Origin of the sequence: Flavobacterium piscisymbiosum (genome assembly GCF_020905295.1) — a bacterium.
Lineage (GTDB): Bacteria > Bacteroidota > Bacteroidia > Flavobacteriales > Flavobacteriaceae > Flavobacterium > Flavobacterium piscisymbiosum.
In genome coordinates this window covers 5,791,592-5,805,705 of the sequence record NZ_JAJJMM010000001.1, presented here as the reverse complement: position 1 = coordinate 5,805,705, position 14,114 = coordinate 5,791,592, and the positions used below count along the sequence as shown (strand labels likewise).

Here is a 14,114-nt window from a genome sequence, read left to right as displayed (position 1 = left end):
GACGTACTGCAGTGTGTCCCTACAATAAAAAACATATTATAATTTTTTCACGCAGATTTTACATATTTTTTAAAATCATTTTAATCTTTAATCTGTGGAAAACTTTATAGTTTCATAGACACAAAGGTTCAAAAGTTTTTTCCGCAAAGTATATCGTAGAAACGCACTGCAGTGCGTCTACGCAACGTTTATCGTCGTAGATTTACATGACGTTAGACATACTGCGTCTCTACAAATAACCGCCGAATTTCAAAAATCCCAAAGGAGAAACTTAGACTCTTAGCAACCTAGAACCTTAGAACCTGCCCAAAAAACTGTTAAAGTCCAAAATACCAATCATAGTTTGCTCAGTAAAAAATCGTGTCAGAAATTGACAATTCCAACGATTTAATGAAAGGCTTTTTTTAACATTATTTCATTAAAATTAACAAAAGTTAATTTTAATAATTTTTCATTTTAACAGGAAGTATTTCTCCTATGTTTGTAATCTAATATATCAAAAACTATGAATGAAATTACTTCTTATTGGTGGATAATTTTAATCTTATTCTCCATTATTTTTTACAAATTTATTTTGCGTGTTTTCTTCGGGATGGTAATGGTTCCTGAGGATAAAATTGGTCTTGTAACCAAAAAATTCGTTTTGTTTGGAGCTGATAAATCGCTTCCGGATGGTCGTATTATTGCGACAAAAGGAGAAGCAGGTTATCAGGCCAAGACGCTTGCTCCGGGTTTGTACTGGGGAATGTGGATCTGGCAATACTCAATCGATATGTCTGGATTTACCGTAATTCCGGAAGGCAAAATTGGATTGGTTTTAAGCAAGGACGGACAGGAAATCCCAACCGGACGAATTTTAGCCCGAAAAGTAGACAGTGACAATTTTCAGGATGCTACTTTTTTCCTGGATAATGGCGGACAAAAAGGACGTCAAACGGCATTTATTACCACAGGTTCGTATCGTATTAATACGTTCTTGTTCGAAATTGTAATCGCTGATCAAATCAAGATTTACGAGAACATGATTGGTATTGTAACCGCTCTTGACGGAGAACCAATTCCGCAAGGACAAATTGCCGGAAAGTTTGTGGAAGGTCATAATAACTTTCAGGATTTTGACAAGTTTCTGGATACTGGCGGAAATCGTGGTTTGCAACCTCAGGTAATGTTGGCAGGTTCTTACTATATTAATACATGGGGAGTACAAATCGAACAAAACCCAATGACCGATGTGCCTATCGGATATGTTGGTGTTGTGATTTCTTATATTGGAGAAGACGGTCAGGATGTTACCGGAGATACTTTTAAACACGGAAATATTGTTTCGAAAGGACAACGTGGTGTTTGGATGGAACCTCTTGGACCAGGAAAATATGCTTTGAACAAATACACAACTAAACTAGAAGCTGTTCCAACAACCAATTTGGTTCTAAACTGGGCAAATGCCAGAAGTGAATCCCATGATTTAGATAAAAATCTTTCTACAATTACGGTGCGTTCAAAAGATGGTTTCCCGTTTAATCTGGACGTGGCACAAATTATTCACGTTCCGGCTGCCGAAGCGCCAAAAGTAATTGCCCGTTTTGGAAGCATGAACAATCTGGTTTCTCAGGTTTTAGAGCCTACAATTGGTAACTATTTTAGAAACTCGGCTCAGGATAGCGATGTGATTTCTTTTTTATCAACTAGAAAAGAACGCCAGGAATCGGCTAAAAATCATATTAAGTTAGTTCTTGACGAATATAACGTAAATGCTGTTGATACTTTGATTGGAGATATCGTTCCGCCAGATTCATTGATGAAAACATTAACAGACAGAAAACTGGCTGAAGAAGAGCAAAAAACATATCAAACCCAAAGAATGGCGCAGGAACAACGTCAGGGAATGGAGAAAGAAACCGCGATTGCAGATATGCAAAAAGAAATTGTTCGCGCTTCGCAAAGTGTTGAAATTGCGCAACGTACAGCCGATGCAACCGTTAAGAAAGCAGAAGGTGACGCAACAAGTTTAAAATTAAACGTAAACGCCGAAGCCGAAGCTACAAAAATGCGTGCCAATGCCGAAGCTGAAGCTACGAAAGCAAGAGCGGGAGCACAGGCAGAAGCTACGAAACTAAATGCAAGTGCCGAGGCCGAAAGAATCTCAAAAACAGGTCTTGCCGAAGCAGAGAAAATCATGGCAATTGGTAAATCGACCGCAGAATCGTATCAACTTCAGGTTAGTGCAATGGGTGGTGATAATTTTACCCGATATAAAGTAACCGAAGAGATTGGAAAAGGAAATATCAAAGTAATTCCAGACGTTTTAATTTCAGGAAATGGTGGATCTGACGGCTCTATCAGCGGTTTATTGGGATTAAAACTAATGGAGATGATGGATACCAAAGATTCTAAAGATGGTAAAAACCTTAAGAAACAGTAATTATTATAAAACGTTTGATGTGAAATGTTATACGTGAAAATGTAAAACACATCGTATATCGTAGAGGCGCACAGCAGTGCGTCTTAAACAAAGTTTTTAAATCCGGTTTGCGAAAGCAGACCGGATTTTTAATTTTAAAAAATATATGTAAAACACAATGTGGATAAACCTGACAGGTTTCAAAAACCTGTCAGGTTTAATAAGCATATTTTTATGCTCAAAAATAAAAGAAAACCCTGTGAAAGGCGCACTGCAGTGCGCCTTTACGAAAAATCTTTAAATTTATTTTAAAAAAAATCTCAGTACCTTAGCAGCTTAGAATCTTAGTCACTTAGAATGAAAAAAATCCTCCTCCTTTCCGATACCCACAGTCATATTGATGATACTATTTTAAAATATGTAAATCAGGCAGATGAAGTTTGGCATGCGGGAGATATTGGAGATCTGAATGTTACCGATACCATAAAAAAACTGAAGCCCCTGCGTTGTGTTTATGGCAATATTGATGACGCACAAGCCCGATTAGAATTTCCGTTACATAATCGTTTTTTATGCGAAAATGTTTCCGTTTGGATTACCCATATTGGCGGTTATCCCGGAAAATACAATCCGGCAATTAGAGAGGAAATGGCTTCGAATCCGCCTAAATTATTCATTTGCGGACATTCGCATATTTTAAAAGTAATGTTTGATAAAAAGAATAATTTACTGCACATGAATCCCGGCGCGGCAGGAAAAAGCGGATTTCATCAGGTGCGAACCATGTTGCGATTTGTAATTGATGATGATAAAATAAAAGATCTCGAGATTGTCGAAATCGGCAAAAAGTAATTGATTAGTGCGGTAACGGAATTTTTATTTTAATAGAAGTTCCTTCGTTGACCTTAGAAATAATGGATAAACTTCCTTTGTATTTTTTAATACGGGCTCTAATTCTGTTCAATCCAAAACCCTCAGCCTCGTTTAGTTTTTCGGTTTTAAAACCTTTTCCGTCATCATGAATAACAATGATAAACTGATCGTTGTTTTCTTGTAGCGAAATCTGAGCTTTTTTTGCGTCGCTATGCTTTATGATATTGCTAAAGAGTTCTGATACGATGAAATATACTTTCATTTCGAATTTCTCAATATATCTTTTATCAGTCGTAATTGTACTTGAAAATTCAAATTGAATACTCGAATTGGTATTTCTTTCACATAAATCTTCCAAGGCATAAATCAAACCAAAACGCACCAAAAGAGTAGGTACTAAATCGTGCGACATGTCCCGTAAAAGATCATGTGCTTGCTGCAGTATCGCTTTGGCTTTCTGAATCTCTTCAGATTTTAGATTATTTTGGGTGGTGTAAGTATTTAAATGCAAACCTACAGACGACAATAACGAATTGATATTGTCATGCAAAAACGAGGCAATCTTTTTGCGTTCGATTTCCTGACTGTCTATTCCGGCATTGATAACATTAAGGAGTATTTTTTGTTTGGTATCTTTTCGTTTAATTTTTTGTTTTAGCTTGTTATTCTGATAAAGGAAGTAAAACAAAAAGAAAACGATGACAACAAGTACAATCGATAAACTTACTACTTTTTTATTGCGGAGCTGCTCGAGTTTTCGAACCTCAGAAAGACTCTTTTTATTGGGTTTTTCCTGAGCTCTTATAGTAGTTTCTGTAGAAGCCGAAGAAGGATTTTGCTGGCTAAATAAGGCGCTTCCGCCAGCAGAAGAAAGAAATAGAAATAATATAAAAACTCTGATTAAAGCCATGAATTAAAATAGTTTCGATTCTTTAATATAATACCTAAGGGGTTATTAAGTTGTTTTTAAGGGCGTACTTTACCAACCCAATGGTATTTTTAATCTGAAGTTTTTTCATAATATTTTTTCGATGTGTTTCAACCGTATTCATACTAATAAAAAGCTGTTCGCTTATTTCTTTACCACTATATTCAAGTGAAATCAATGTTACAATTTCGATTTCCCTGGCACTCAAAATTGGATTTTCAACGTAAAGTGGTTTGTTTAATTTGGGGTTATTATGGGTAAAACTATTAAATATTTTCTCTCTAACAGCGTCACAAAAATATTCCTGACCCTGATACACAGCTTCAATGGCTTCTATTATATTCTCGCCAGCGCATTTTTTTGTGAGATAGCCTTTGGCACCTAACTTCATTACTTCTTTGATGATCTTTAAATCATCATAACTGGATAAAATAATAACCTTGCAGGGAAAATCTTTTTGGCTGAATTCTTTTAATACTTCGATACCATCTTTTTTGGGCATGCTGATATCTAAAACCAGAATGTCGGCATTGTTGCGAATGACATCATCATAAACAGTAGTTCCGTCCAATGAATTGCCCACCACTTCAAAGTTGTTTACGGTTTGAAGCAGATTGGTAAGGCCATCGATAAGTACTTGATGATCATCAGCAAGATGTATCCTTATTTTGTGTGTCATGATTGTTTTGGAACTGAAAAAGCAAATTTATGAAAAAATTATCTTACAAAGTTGTTTTTAGTCCCTGTTTTAATTGATGGTGAGAAAAATTATAAAATTTGACCCACAAAAAAACCCGAATTATACAATTCGGGTTCTCTTCGCACAAAAAACTTAAGTTTATAGGTTTATCTCAAACGGTCTGCAGATTTTACAAGATCTTCATCCTTCTTGATGGCCTTATTAGCTAACACTAATAATACGATAGCAACAATTGGTAGAAACATCCCAATACCTTTCTCTGAAACTATTGTTTCTCCAGATAAATTTAGAGAGCGATATACAAACAATCCTAATAAAATTAAATTTAATATTATGTTCAGTCTGTTCATTACAAACTGATTTTGTCTTTTTTTGTATGAAATGATACTAATTATAGTAAGCATTGTACTTAATCCCACTATTACAGTATATATTGGATCTTGATTAAAGAAAAATAATGCTCCGCCTTTTAATGTCCATAACGGAATAAAAAGAAGCAAAACACTTGTTGCAATAAATGCAAGAATTAAATATACAGTCTGAATTCGTTGTATCATGGTCTAAAATTGTTTTACAAAAATATATTTTCTTTTTTTAAAATACTATTGTATGATTAAATTTTATTCGTATTATTGCATCATAATACCGTAAGCACTTCATACTGCGGTCAATCGAAAACTATTATCTACCTATCTTTTTACAGTATTCCGTTAAAATAATTAAATTCATAGAACATTCATGTTTGATATTTCTGCATTAAAAGAAATGAAGCTTTCTGAGCTTCAAGAAATAGCTAAGTTAGCTAAAACTATAAAGTTTACTGGTGTCAAAAAAGAGACCTTAATCAGTCAGATTTTAGCACATCAGGAAACCACTGTAGCACCATCTCCTAGTGCTGTAACCGAAAAGGAAAATGTTGATGATAAGCCAAAAAGAGCCAGGATTGTTCCTGTGAAAAAAGCGGCTATTAGTAAAAATGCTCCCGTTCTAGAATTTGATACAATAGAGGAAACTCCGGAAAAAACAGAAGCTCCGGTAGCTGTAAAACCAACTCCAACAGCTAAAATAGCTCCTAAAGCCAAACAAGCTCCAATAGTTAAGGCAGCTGTAGAAGTTAAGCAAGAGGCAGAAACTCCTGAAAATTCAGAAGTTCAGGAAGCTCCGGCAAATGAAGCAACAGAGAAAAAAGGACCTAAAATCGTAAAATTTAATAAATCAGCTTACGAGAAAAAAGTCGCTTTGCAAAAAGAAAAAGAAGCCGTAAAAGAACCCGTTCAGGAAGGCGAAGCTGTAGCAGAAACTTCAACTGCTGAAAAAACAGAAGCACCTGTTCTGGTTAAAAAGGTCAATCCGAACCAGATTAAAAATCCAAACCAGAATCCCAACCAAAACCCAAATCAAAATGCAAATGCAAATCCAAACCCAAACCCAAATGGGAACGGAAATGGGAATAACGGGAATCAAAATCCAAATCATAAAAACAAAAAGAACAATTTCAGAGATTCAGATTTTGAATTTGACGGAATTATCGAAAGTGAAGGTGTTCTTGAAATGATGCCGGACGGTTATGGTTTTTTACGTTCATCAGATTATAATTATTTAGCCTCTCCGGATGATATTTATTTATCAACCTCACAAATCAGATTATTTGGTCTTAAAACCGGAGATACTGTAAAAGGAGTGGTTCGTCCTCCTAAAGAAGGCGAGAAATTTTTTCCATTAGTTCGTGTACTTAAAATCAATGGTCACGATCCGCAAGTTGTTCGCGACAGAGTTTCTTTTGAACATCTTACTCCTGTTTTTCCTTCAGAAAAATTTAAATTAGCCGAAAAAGGCAGTTCAGTTTCAACCCGTATTATCGATTTGTTTTCTCCAATTGGTAAAGGACAACGTGGTATGATTGTCGCTCAGCCTAAAACGGGTAAAACAATGTTGCTTAAAGACATTGCAAATGCAATCGCTGCCAATCATCCTGAAGTTTACCTTATTGTTCTTTTGATCGATGAGCGTCCTGAGGAGGTTACAGATATGCAACGCAGCGTGCGTGGTGAAGTTATCGCGTCAACTTTTGACAGAGAACCACAAGAACACGTGAAAATTGCCAATATTGTTCTTGAAAAAGCAAAACGTTTGGTAGAATGTGGTCATGATGTTGTGATTCTTTTAGATTCGATTACACGTTTGGCAAGAGCTTACAATACAGTTCAGCCTGCATCAGGAAAAGTGTTAAGTGGTGGTGTTGATGCCAATGCATTACAAAAACCAAAACGTTTCTTTGGAGCGGCAAGAAATGTAGAAAACGGTGGTTCGTTAAGTATCATCGCAACTGCATTGACTGAAACTGGTTCTAAAATGGATGAGGTTATCTTTGAAGAATTTAAAGGTACAGGTAACATGGAACTTCAATTGGATCGTAAAATTGCCAACAAACGTATTTTCCCTGCAATCGATCTTACTTCGTCAAGTACACGTCGTGATGATTTATTATTAGACGAAAAAACTTTACAAAGAATGTGGATCATGCGTAAATATCTATCTGATATGAACCCGGTAGAATCTATGGATTTTGTAAATGAACGATTCAAGAAAACAAGAAACAACGAAGAGTTTTTGATTTCTATGAATGACTAAGAAAGTTGCTAAGGTTCTGAGATACTAAGATGCTGAGTTTTTCTTTGAGATTAAACTAAATGATATAAAAAACGGGATGAGTCTTAAAACTCATCCCGTTTTTGTTTTTCAAAGATAATGTTTTGACATAGCCCACGGTTGAAACCGTGGGCTATATTTTTGGAGTGTCAATGTTATTTTTTCTTCCAAATAACAACATTTTATAAACTTTGGTCTATAAAAAAACTTAGAATCTTAGTATCTCAGAGCCTTAGTAACTCTTTTAGAAAAACTTAGAATCTTAGTATCTCAGAGCCTTAGTAACTCTTTTAGAAAAACTTAGAATCGTAGTATCTCAGAACCTTAGCAACTAAAAAAACTTACTTCTTATCCACTACCGGTCTATTCTCTCTATTGGCTAAATCCCAGGCAACCACAAAAGCCAGTTTTGTTCTTTTGGTCAAAGCATCGTATTCGATTTTTTGAGGTTCATCACCTTTACCGTGGTAATCTTCGTGAACTCCGTTGAAGAAGAAAACAGCAGGAATGCCAAACTTTGCAAAGTTGTAATGATCAGAACGCTCGTAAAAATGGTTTGGATCTTTAGGATCGTTAAATTTAAAATCAAGATCTATTTTAGTGTATTTTTCATTTTGTGCTACCACAATGTTGTGCAAATCTGTAGATAGTCTATCGGCACCAATTACATAAACATAATTATTTGTTTTAGCATGTTCTACATCGCGGCGACCAATCATATCAATATTGATATCTGTAATGGTATTGGCAATTGGGAACAATGGATTCTCAGAATAATAACGTGATCCGTGCAAACCATGCTCTTCGCCCGTTACGTGAAGGAATAAGATAGAACGTTTTGGTCCGTGACCTTGTTTTTTAGCTTTAGCAAACGCTTTAGCCATTTCTATTACCGCTACAGTTCCTGAGCCGTCATCATCAGCTCCGTTATAAACTTCGCCGTTTTTAATACCTACGTGATCGTAATGTGCAGAGATTACAAGAACTTCATCCGGTTTTTCAGAACCTTCGATATACGCCCAGATATTTTCAGAATCCGGTAAGTTTTCGTTGCGTCTTGCGTTTAAAAAAGCAGCAGGAATATGTTGGTAATAATCAGTTGCTCCTTTAGGAAACGAAATGCCATTCTTTTTATATTGCTCGATCATATAAAGACCTGCTTTTTTCTGGCCTTTAGATCCGGTCTCGCGGCCTTCCATTTCGTCAGAAGCCACAACGTACAACATCTTTTTTAAATCTTTCTCGCTAATAGATTTTATGTATTTAGTTGGGTCTGAATTGTCTTTTGATGCAACTGACTGCATGTTTTTACAGGAAAATGCAGAACCAATTAATAATAGAATTATAATTTTTTTCATTTGGTATTAGTGTAAATTGATAAATGTATAAAAAGCAAAGGCTAATAGTAAAAGTAGGATAAAAAATGAGTTAATAAAAAACAATACTATGCTTTTCGTAAAAGACAAAATTCTGGACTCTCCGTAAAATCTATGATGAGCTGGGAAAAAGTAATAAAATGCCCAAATTACTCCAATAAATGTTATACAGCCACTTATAAAATTAATAAAGCCATAGTTGAGTAAGGTTGCTATTTTATCTACAGAAAAGAGAATTAAAAAGATTAACAATAAAAATGAAAAGTAATGTAAGGTAAATATACCGTGGTCAAAATAATACCAACGCTTTTTATTGTGAAAAATCCATAAAAAGAAAGCGAAAAAAGGCATGATTATAAATAAAACCTTAGGTAAATTATGTATAAACGATTCTATAAATTTATCAAGAGCTTCCCTACCGGTATTTTGATCTTTTATAATTTGTATTTTTCGATTGATCCAATAACCAAAGGCAGAAAGCTTTTTAGATTCTGGACCATATTTTTGAATAGAATCAATTTGATTAACAGATTTATATCCTAAATTGATTAAGCTGTCGTCACTTGTTTTGGGATGGCTTAACACATTTTCAATTGCTTTTTTATCTTCCTGAGATATTGATTCGGAGTTTAATAAAGCTTGTACATTTTTATCATCTTTTAATGAATTTGTATGTGATGAAGCCTGATTTTTAATATTTTCAGATTTATGAGATTCATTTACTTCATCATTGACATGAACGGGAAACATTGCAATCATTAAAAACGTAACAAAACTGATGAAAATATAAAGACGTACCGGTGCCAGATAAGACAATCGCTTTCCTGAAAGATATTCTTTTGTTAAAGAAGAAGGTTTTAATAAAAGATTTTTGATAGTACGCCAAAAAGCATTTTCATAATGCGTTAAATCTTCAAAGAAATGAATAAATAAATGATGAAATGTTTTTCGGGAATCTGTGTTTTCCTGTCCGCAATTTGGACAAAATTTTTGTTCTACAACGTGTCTGCAATTCAGGCAGGTTTTGTCTTTTCTAATCGGACTGTGTGACATTGAGTATAAATTGGTTTGGTTTTGGTTGTTATTTTTTTGCCCACGGGTGTTACGGGTTTTATCTAGTTTTACGCTGTTTTTTTGCCACAAATGCCACAAATTTCCACAAATTTTAATTTAAAAAATAAATAAATAATCAGCGCAAATCTGTTTAAATCTGTAACATCCGTGTGCCATCAATACAATATTATTTTTTCAATACTTCATTCAGGAAAAGCTGCAAATGCTCAAATGATCTTTTTGCTGCAACTGCATTATAAGCAGCTCCTTTTGAGTTGTCGTTTCCTGCTTCAGGATTGGTAAAAGAGTGAACGGCATTAGCATAATATATCATTTGCCAATCGGCTTTTGAGTCGCGCATTTCCTGCTGAAAAGCGGTAATTTCTTCTTTTGATTCAAACGGATCATCAGCACCGTGACAAACCAGTACTTTTGTTGTAATTGGTTCAACAGCACGGGCCGCATCTTTACCTAAACCTCCGTGAAACGAAGCCACACCTTTTAACTTCAAATGTCCGCGGGCAGCTTCAAGAACCCCGGTTCCTCCAAAACAATATCCTATAGCAACAATATTATCTGCATTTGCTCCGGATTTTACTAATTCCTGCAAAGCTGCATTAATTCGTTTTTGATAAACTTCGTAGTTCTTTTTGTAATAACCGGCTTGTTTTCCGGCTTCGGCAGTATTTGTTGGGTAGTTTCCTTCGCCATAAATATCAGCGATGAAAACATTGTAGCCTAGTTTTGATAAATTTTCTGCAATATCCTTCGACGCTTTATCGATTCCCAACCAGGCTGGTAAAAGCAAGATACCCGGATTTTGACTGCTTTTTTTAGCAGATTTTATAAATAATCCATTTAATGCCTGAGAACCATCTGTATATTTTACAGCTTTTAATTGTGCGCTTATAGTATTAGAGAACAATATAGTAGCAAATAAGAGTAGGGCTGAATTTTTCATAGTTTTACAATTTTTAACAAATATCTGAAATAAAATGTTACAAAAAAACCTCGAAATGTATTTCTTCCGAGGTTTCTACGTTAATTTATAGCTTAAAAATCATTCGCCGGGATGATATGTTTTTTCGGCATTTTTAAGGACATCTTCTTTATAAAACAATACATCTTTAAATTGCCCTTTTTGATACATTTCAGACTGATCATTAAAATGTTTTGAATTTAAATCTCCGCTGTTTCCACCTGCCAACAATGACTTTGCTTTTATTTTTGAACCAAATTCGACTGCGCAAACAAAACTGTTTCCGTTATATCCATATCTTTTTTTGGAACCATTTTGATAGTTGCTTTTAAAAGAAGGTAAACTTCCCCACGAGCCAGGACCAAAAGCAATGGGTAAACTAGATTGTGAATCATCGTATTTTAGATCGATATCACCATTTAAACGCTGAAAACGGTTGATTTCTCCCCAAGCTACTTGCCATGTTCCCCAGTTTGATTTTAAATTTTTTAAAACTTCCTGTAGTTGAGGAATTAATTGCGCTACGGTAGCATTTTGAGCAAAGTTTTTAGTATTCTGTACCTGATCCGGTTCGCCTTCATCAATATAAGCTTTTAAGATAATCGGGTCTAATTTGTATGCCCATTCAACGGCTAATGTGGTCGCTACTGAATTTTCTTTGGCATAATAATCCCAATTTTTAAGTATTGAAATCGGTTCAATTAATTCTGAATATTCAGGATCAGATGGTTTTATGTTTTTTTCGAAAACAGCAATCAGACTCGGAATCAGGATTTCAAAAATAGATAATTTGGTATCATACCCGTCAGCGATTACCTTGTCTAAAGTATAATGATCGCCTTTACTGAAAATACGAACAGCATTTATTCCTCTAAAATTTTCTCCGTCCGGCGCCATATATGGTAAATAATTTTCTTTTTTAGGGCTATTTTCTCCGGCAACAGAATAAGGTGTTGAATTACAATTTTGTAACCAGCCGTTTACCGGATTATAAATATGAACCGTTTCGTCGACCTCATGTAAGCCTTTCCATTGTGTTGTAGAAACCGAACCATCAACGACTTTTGCCCAATTAAGGCTTTTGTCCCGAATTGGGATAAAGTTACCGTGCCAATAAGCGATATTTCCTTTGCTGTCTGCATAAACGGTATTGTTGGAGGCGTTGGCTTTTAGATCCATCGCTTTTTTATAATCGTCAAAACTTTTTGATTTTGTTCTCACCCAACTCTGTATCAAACTGGTCATCGAACGATTGTTTGATTTTAAGCTGATCCATTTTCTGTCACGTTTGGACATAACCGGCCCGTTGTTGGTAAAGTAGGTTTTGAACTTTTTAGGAATTAGTTTTCCGTTTTCGGTATACTTTATAATGATTTCTTTCTCGATAACAGGTAATAGTTTTTTATCGAATTCATAAAATAATTTTCCGTTTTTATTGGTGATTTTTTCGGCGTACATATCCGCAACATCTACGTTTGATGAAGTGTGCATCCATCCGCAATTGTCATTAAATCCCTGATAAATAAAAAATTGTCCCCAGGTAACGGCTCCGTAAACGTTGAGGCCTTCTTCGCTTGTGATTTGTACTTCTGGTCTAAAGTAAAAAGTCGTATGCGGATTGATGTATAAAATGGCTTTGCCATCAGCAGTTTTTGACGGCGAGAACGCAAATCCATTCGATCCGGTTTGTACATTTTTCTCTCTTTCTACATAAGCTACTTTATCATTATTACCGGAATAAAAAGCCTTTAATTCTCCTGTCGAAAGATCAGCAGTACTTATAGCGCCAATACTTCCGTCTGTCCAGAGTAGGGGAAACCACGGTTCAAAATGCGTTAAAAGTGCGGGTTTTACTTCGGGATGTTTGTAAAGATAAAAGTTGATTGCATCGGCATAACTGTTTAAAAGTTTTTTAAGCCATAAAGGTGCTTTTTTATAATCTGATTTTGCTTCTTCAGTATCTATCAAAAGACGAATTTCTAAATCATTGTATAAAACCGATTGTCCTTTTATTTCGGATAGACGCCCCAGTTTTTCGACATAATTCATTTCAATTCGTTTAAAATCATCTTCGCATTGTGCATATAATAACCCGAAAACAGCATCAGCATCAGTTTTTCCGTAAACATGCGGAATTCCCCATTTATCTCTGATAATAGAAACTTGTTGGGCTAATTTTTCCAGACGAACAACTTCTTTTGCATTTATTTTTTGTGCAGAAATCTGCAAATTTGCACAACAAAATACAAAGATGAATAGTATTATTTTATGGTATTTAAACATGATTATTTGATATTAAATTTTTGTCCGGCCATATAAATACTCATTTGAAGACTTTCGATCGAAATCAAATCGGTCTTTTTTGCCTTTTGAATTCCTTTTGGATTTCTAAATACGATTACTTCGCTATCTCCGGCTACTTCTATCTGATTGTTTCGAACTATAATTGCCGTAGCTTCATCAATTCCAATTCCTGTTAGCGTTGGAAATTCAACCAAAGCAGAAAGTAAACGATTGTAACGGTTTCTCTTTAAAAAATGCTGATCAATAATGGCTGTTTTTAGTAAACCCAAACCTTCAGAAGTTTCCAGGTTATCGTGTCTGATATTATCAAAAGTTCCTGAATATTCTTTTTGTAATTTCTGATTTCCGGTAATCATTTTTTCAGACATTACGGCTGCTCCGGCGCTTGTTCCAGAAATAGTGCTGCCATTTTCGTATGCTTTTTTTATGGCGGTTTTTATTGGAGTGTTTTGCACTACATTCATAAAACGAACCTGATCGCCACCACTTATAAAGATCAGTTTTGCTTTTTGCAGCGAGTCGGTCAGGGTTTTGTTTTGTGCCGTTTCTTTGTTGAAATTGAGCATTACAATTGGGTGGGAGGTTAATTTTACCATTTGTGTTTTAAAGAAAATAAACGAACTATCCGGTTCTTCGCTCGACATAGGTAGAACCACGATATAATCCTTTTTGGATAATTCAGCGACACTCAAAACTTGTTTCATCAAATCATCAGATCGGTCTCCGCCGCCAATAATAAATAACTTTCCTTTTGGTGTTTGCGCCTGTATAAAATAACCGTTGAACAAGAATAAAAGCAAACAGTATTTTTGAAATGAAAATGTAAAAAGAAGCTGATTTTTCATGGTTAT

Annotated in this window: 11 protein-coding genes and 1 pseudogene; 3 read left to right on the top strand and 9 right to left on the bottom strand. The window is 35.1% G+C overall.

The features are described 5' to 3' along the window. Window positions 1-505 precede the first annotated feature (505 nt). Both LNP81_RS24380 and LNP81_RS24375 read left to right on the top strand, forming a co-directional pair. Window positions 506-2,422, top strand: coding sequence for an SPFH domain-containing protein (locus LNP81_RS24380; protein ID WP_230039890.1), 1,917 nt, complete (start codon window positions 506-508; stop codon window positions 2,420-2,422). 336 nt (window positions 2,423-2,758) lie between these two features. Then, window positions 2,759-3,253 carry a metallophosphoesterase family protein gene (locus LNP81_RS24375; RefSeq protein WP_230039888.1) on the top strand — a complete coding sequence of 165 codons (495 nt, stop codon included), beginning with the start codon at window positions 2,759-2,761 and terminating at the stop codon, window positions 3,251-3,253. Window positions 3,254-3,257: 4 nt separating this feature from the next. Here the strand turns inward: LNP81_RS24375 and LNP81_RS24370 are convergent, their stop codons facing one another. The 3 genes from LNP81_RS24370 to LNP81_RS24360 all read right to left on the bottom strand — a co-directional run bounded on the left by LNP81_RS24370 (window position 3,258) and on the right by LNP81_RS24360 (window position 5,459). Next, window positions 3,258-4,184 (bottom strand): sensor histidine kinase, encoded by a 927-nt coding sequence (locus LNP81_RS24370; RefSeq protein ID WP_230039886.1) that lies wholly within the window; start codon window positions 4,182-4,184, stop codon window positions 3,258-3,260. Between the two features lie 34 nt (window positions 4,185-4,218). Beyond that, a complete protein-coding gene (locus LNP81_RS24365; RefSeq protein ID WP_230039884.1) occupies window positions 4,219-4,881 on the bottom strand; it encodes a response regulator in 663 nt (220 codons plus the stop codon). Window positions 4,882-5,048: 167 nt separating this feature from the next. Next, window positions 5,049-5,459, bottom strand: coding sequence for a DUF4293 domain-containing protein (locus LNP81_RS24360; protein ID WP_230039882.1), 411 nt, complete (start codon window positions 5,457-5,459; stop codon window positions 5,049-5,051). Window positions 5,460-5,640: 181 nt separating this feature from the next. Here LNP81_RS24360 and rho point away from each other — a divergent pair, with 181 nt between their 5' ends. Further along, window positions 5,641-7,533, top strand: coding sequence for a transcription termination factor Rho (gene rho, locus LNP81_RS24355; RefSeq protein WP_230039880.1), 1,893 nt, complete (start codon window positions 5,641-5,643; stop codon window positions 7,531-7,533). 359 nt (window positions 7,534-7,892) lie between these two features. Here the strand turns inward: rho and LNP81_RS24350 are convergent, their stop codons facing one another. The 6 genes and pseudogenes from LNP81_RS24350 to LNP81_RS24330 all read right to left on the bottom strand — a co-directional run bounded on the left by LNP81_RS24350 (window position 7,893) and on the right by LNP81_RS24330 (window position 14,108). After that, window positions 7,893-8,909 carry a M28 family peptidase gene (locus LNP81_RS24350; protein WP_230039878.1) on the bottom strand — a complete coding sequence of 339 codons (1,017 nt, stop codon included), beginning with the start codon at window positions 8,907-8,909 and terminating at the stop codon, window positions 7,893-7,895. 6 nt (window positions 8,910-8,915) lie between these two features. Next, entirely contained in the window at window positions 8,916-9,677 is a 762-nt protein-coding gene (locus tag LNP81_RS24345; protein ID WP_346432761.1) for a hypothetical protein, read from the bottom strand. A gap of 72 nt (window positions 9,678-9,749) precedes the next feature. Beyond that, window positions 9,750-9,980: pseudogene (locus tag LNP81_RS27495) on the bottom strand (DUF3667 domain-containing protein); the annotation flags it as partial. 187 nt (window positions 9,981-10,167) lie between these two features. Further along, a complete protein-coding gene (locus tag LNP81_RS24340; RefSeq protein WP_230039874.1) occupies window positions 10,168-10,941 on the bottom strand; it encodes a dienelactone hydrolase family protein in 774 nt (257 codons plus the stop codon). Between the two features lie 99 nt (window positions 10,942-11,040). Then, a complete protein-coding gene (locus tag LNP81_RS24335) occupies window positions 11,041-13,242 on the bottom strand; it encodes a penicillin acylase family protein (protein WP_230039872.1) in 2,202 nt (733 codons plus the stop codon). A gap of 2 nt (window positions 13,243-13,244) precedes the next feature. Continuing rightward, window positions 13,245-14,108 carry a cyanophycinase gene (locus LNP81_RS24330; protein WP_230039870.1) on the bottom strand — a complete coding sequence of 288 codons (864 nt, stop codon included), beginning with the start codon at window positions 14,106-14,108 and terminating at the stop codon, window positions 13,245-13,247. Between the last annotated feature and the right edge of the window lie 6 nt (window positions 14,109-14,114).

Coding starts and splice junctions, on each gene's coding strand:
- LNP81_RS24380 (WP_230039890.1), top strand. CDS start 506: ATGAATGAAATTACTTCTTATTGGTGGATAATTTTAATCTTATTCTCC.
- LNP81_RS24375 (WP_230039888.1), top strand. CDS start 2,759: ATGAAAAAAATCCTCCTCCTTTCCGATACCCACAGTCATATTGATGAT.
- LNP81_RS24370 (WP_230039886.1), bottom strand. CDS start 4,184: ATGGCTTTAATCAGAGTTTTTATATTATTTCTATTTCTTTCTTCTGCT.
- LNP81_RS24365 (WP_230039884.1), bottom strand. CDS start 4,881: ATGACACACAAAATAAGGATACATCTTGCTGATGATCATCAAGTACTT.
- LNP81_RS24360 (WP_230039882.1), bottom strand. CDS start 5,459: ATGATACAACGAATTCAGACTGTATATTTAATTCTTGCATTTATTGCA.
- rho (WP_230039880.1), top strand. CDS start 5,641: ATGTTTGATATTTCTGCATTAAAAGAAATGAAGCTTTCTGAGCTTCAA.
- LNP81_RS24350 (WP_230039878.1), bottom strand. CDS start 8,909: ATGAAAAAAATTATAATTCTATTATTAATTGGTTCTGCATTTTCCTGT.
- LNP81_RS24345 (WP_346432761.1), bottom strand. CDS start 9,677: ATGTTTCCCGTTCATGTCAATGATGAAGTAAATGAATCTCATAAATCT.
- LNP81_RS24340 (WP_230039874.1), bottom strand. CDS start 10,941: ATGAAAAATTCAGCCCTACTCTTATTTGCTACTATATTGTTCTCTAAT.
- LNP81_RS24335 (WP_230039872.1), bottom strand. CDS start 13,242: ATGTTTAAATACCATAAAATAATACTATTCATCTTTGTATTTTGTTGT.
- LNP81_RS24330 (WP_230039870.1), bottom strand. CDS start 14,108: ATGAAAAATCAGCTTCTTTTTACATTTTCATTTCAAAAATACTGTTTG.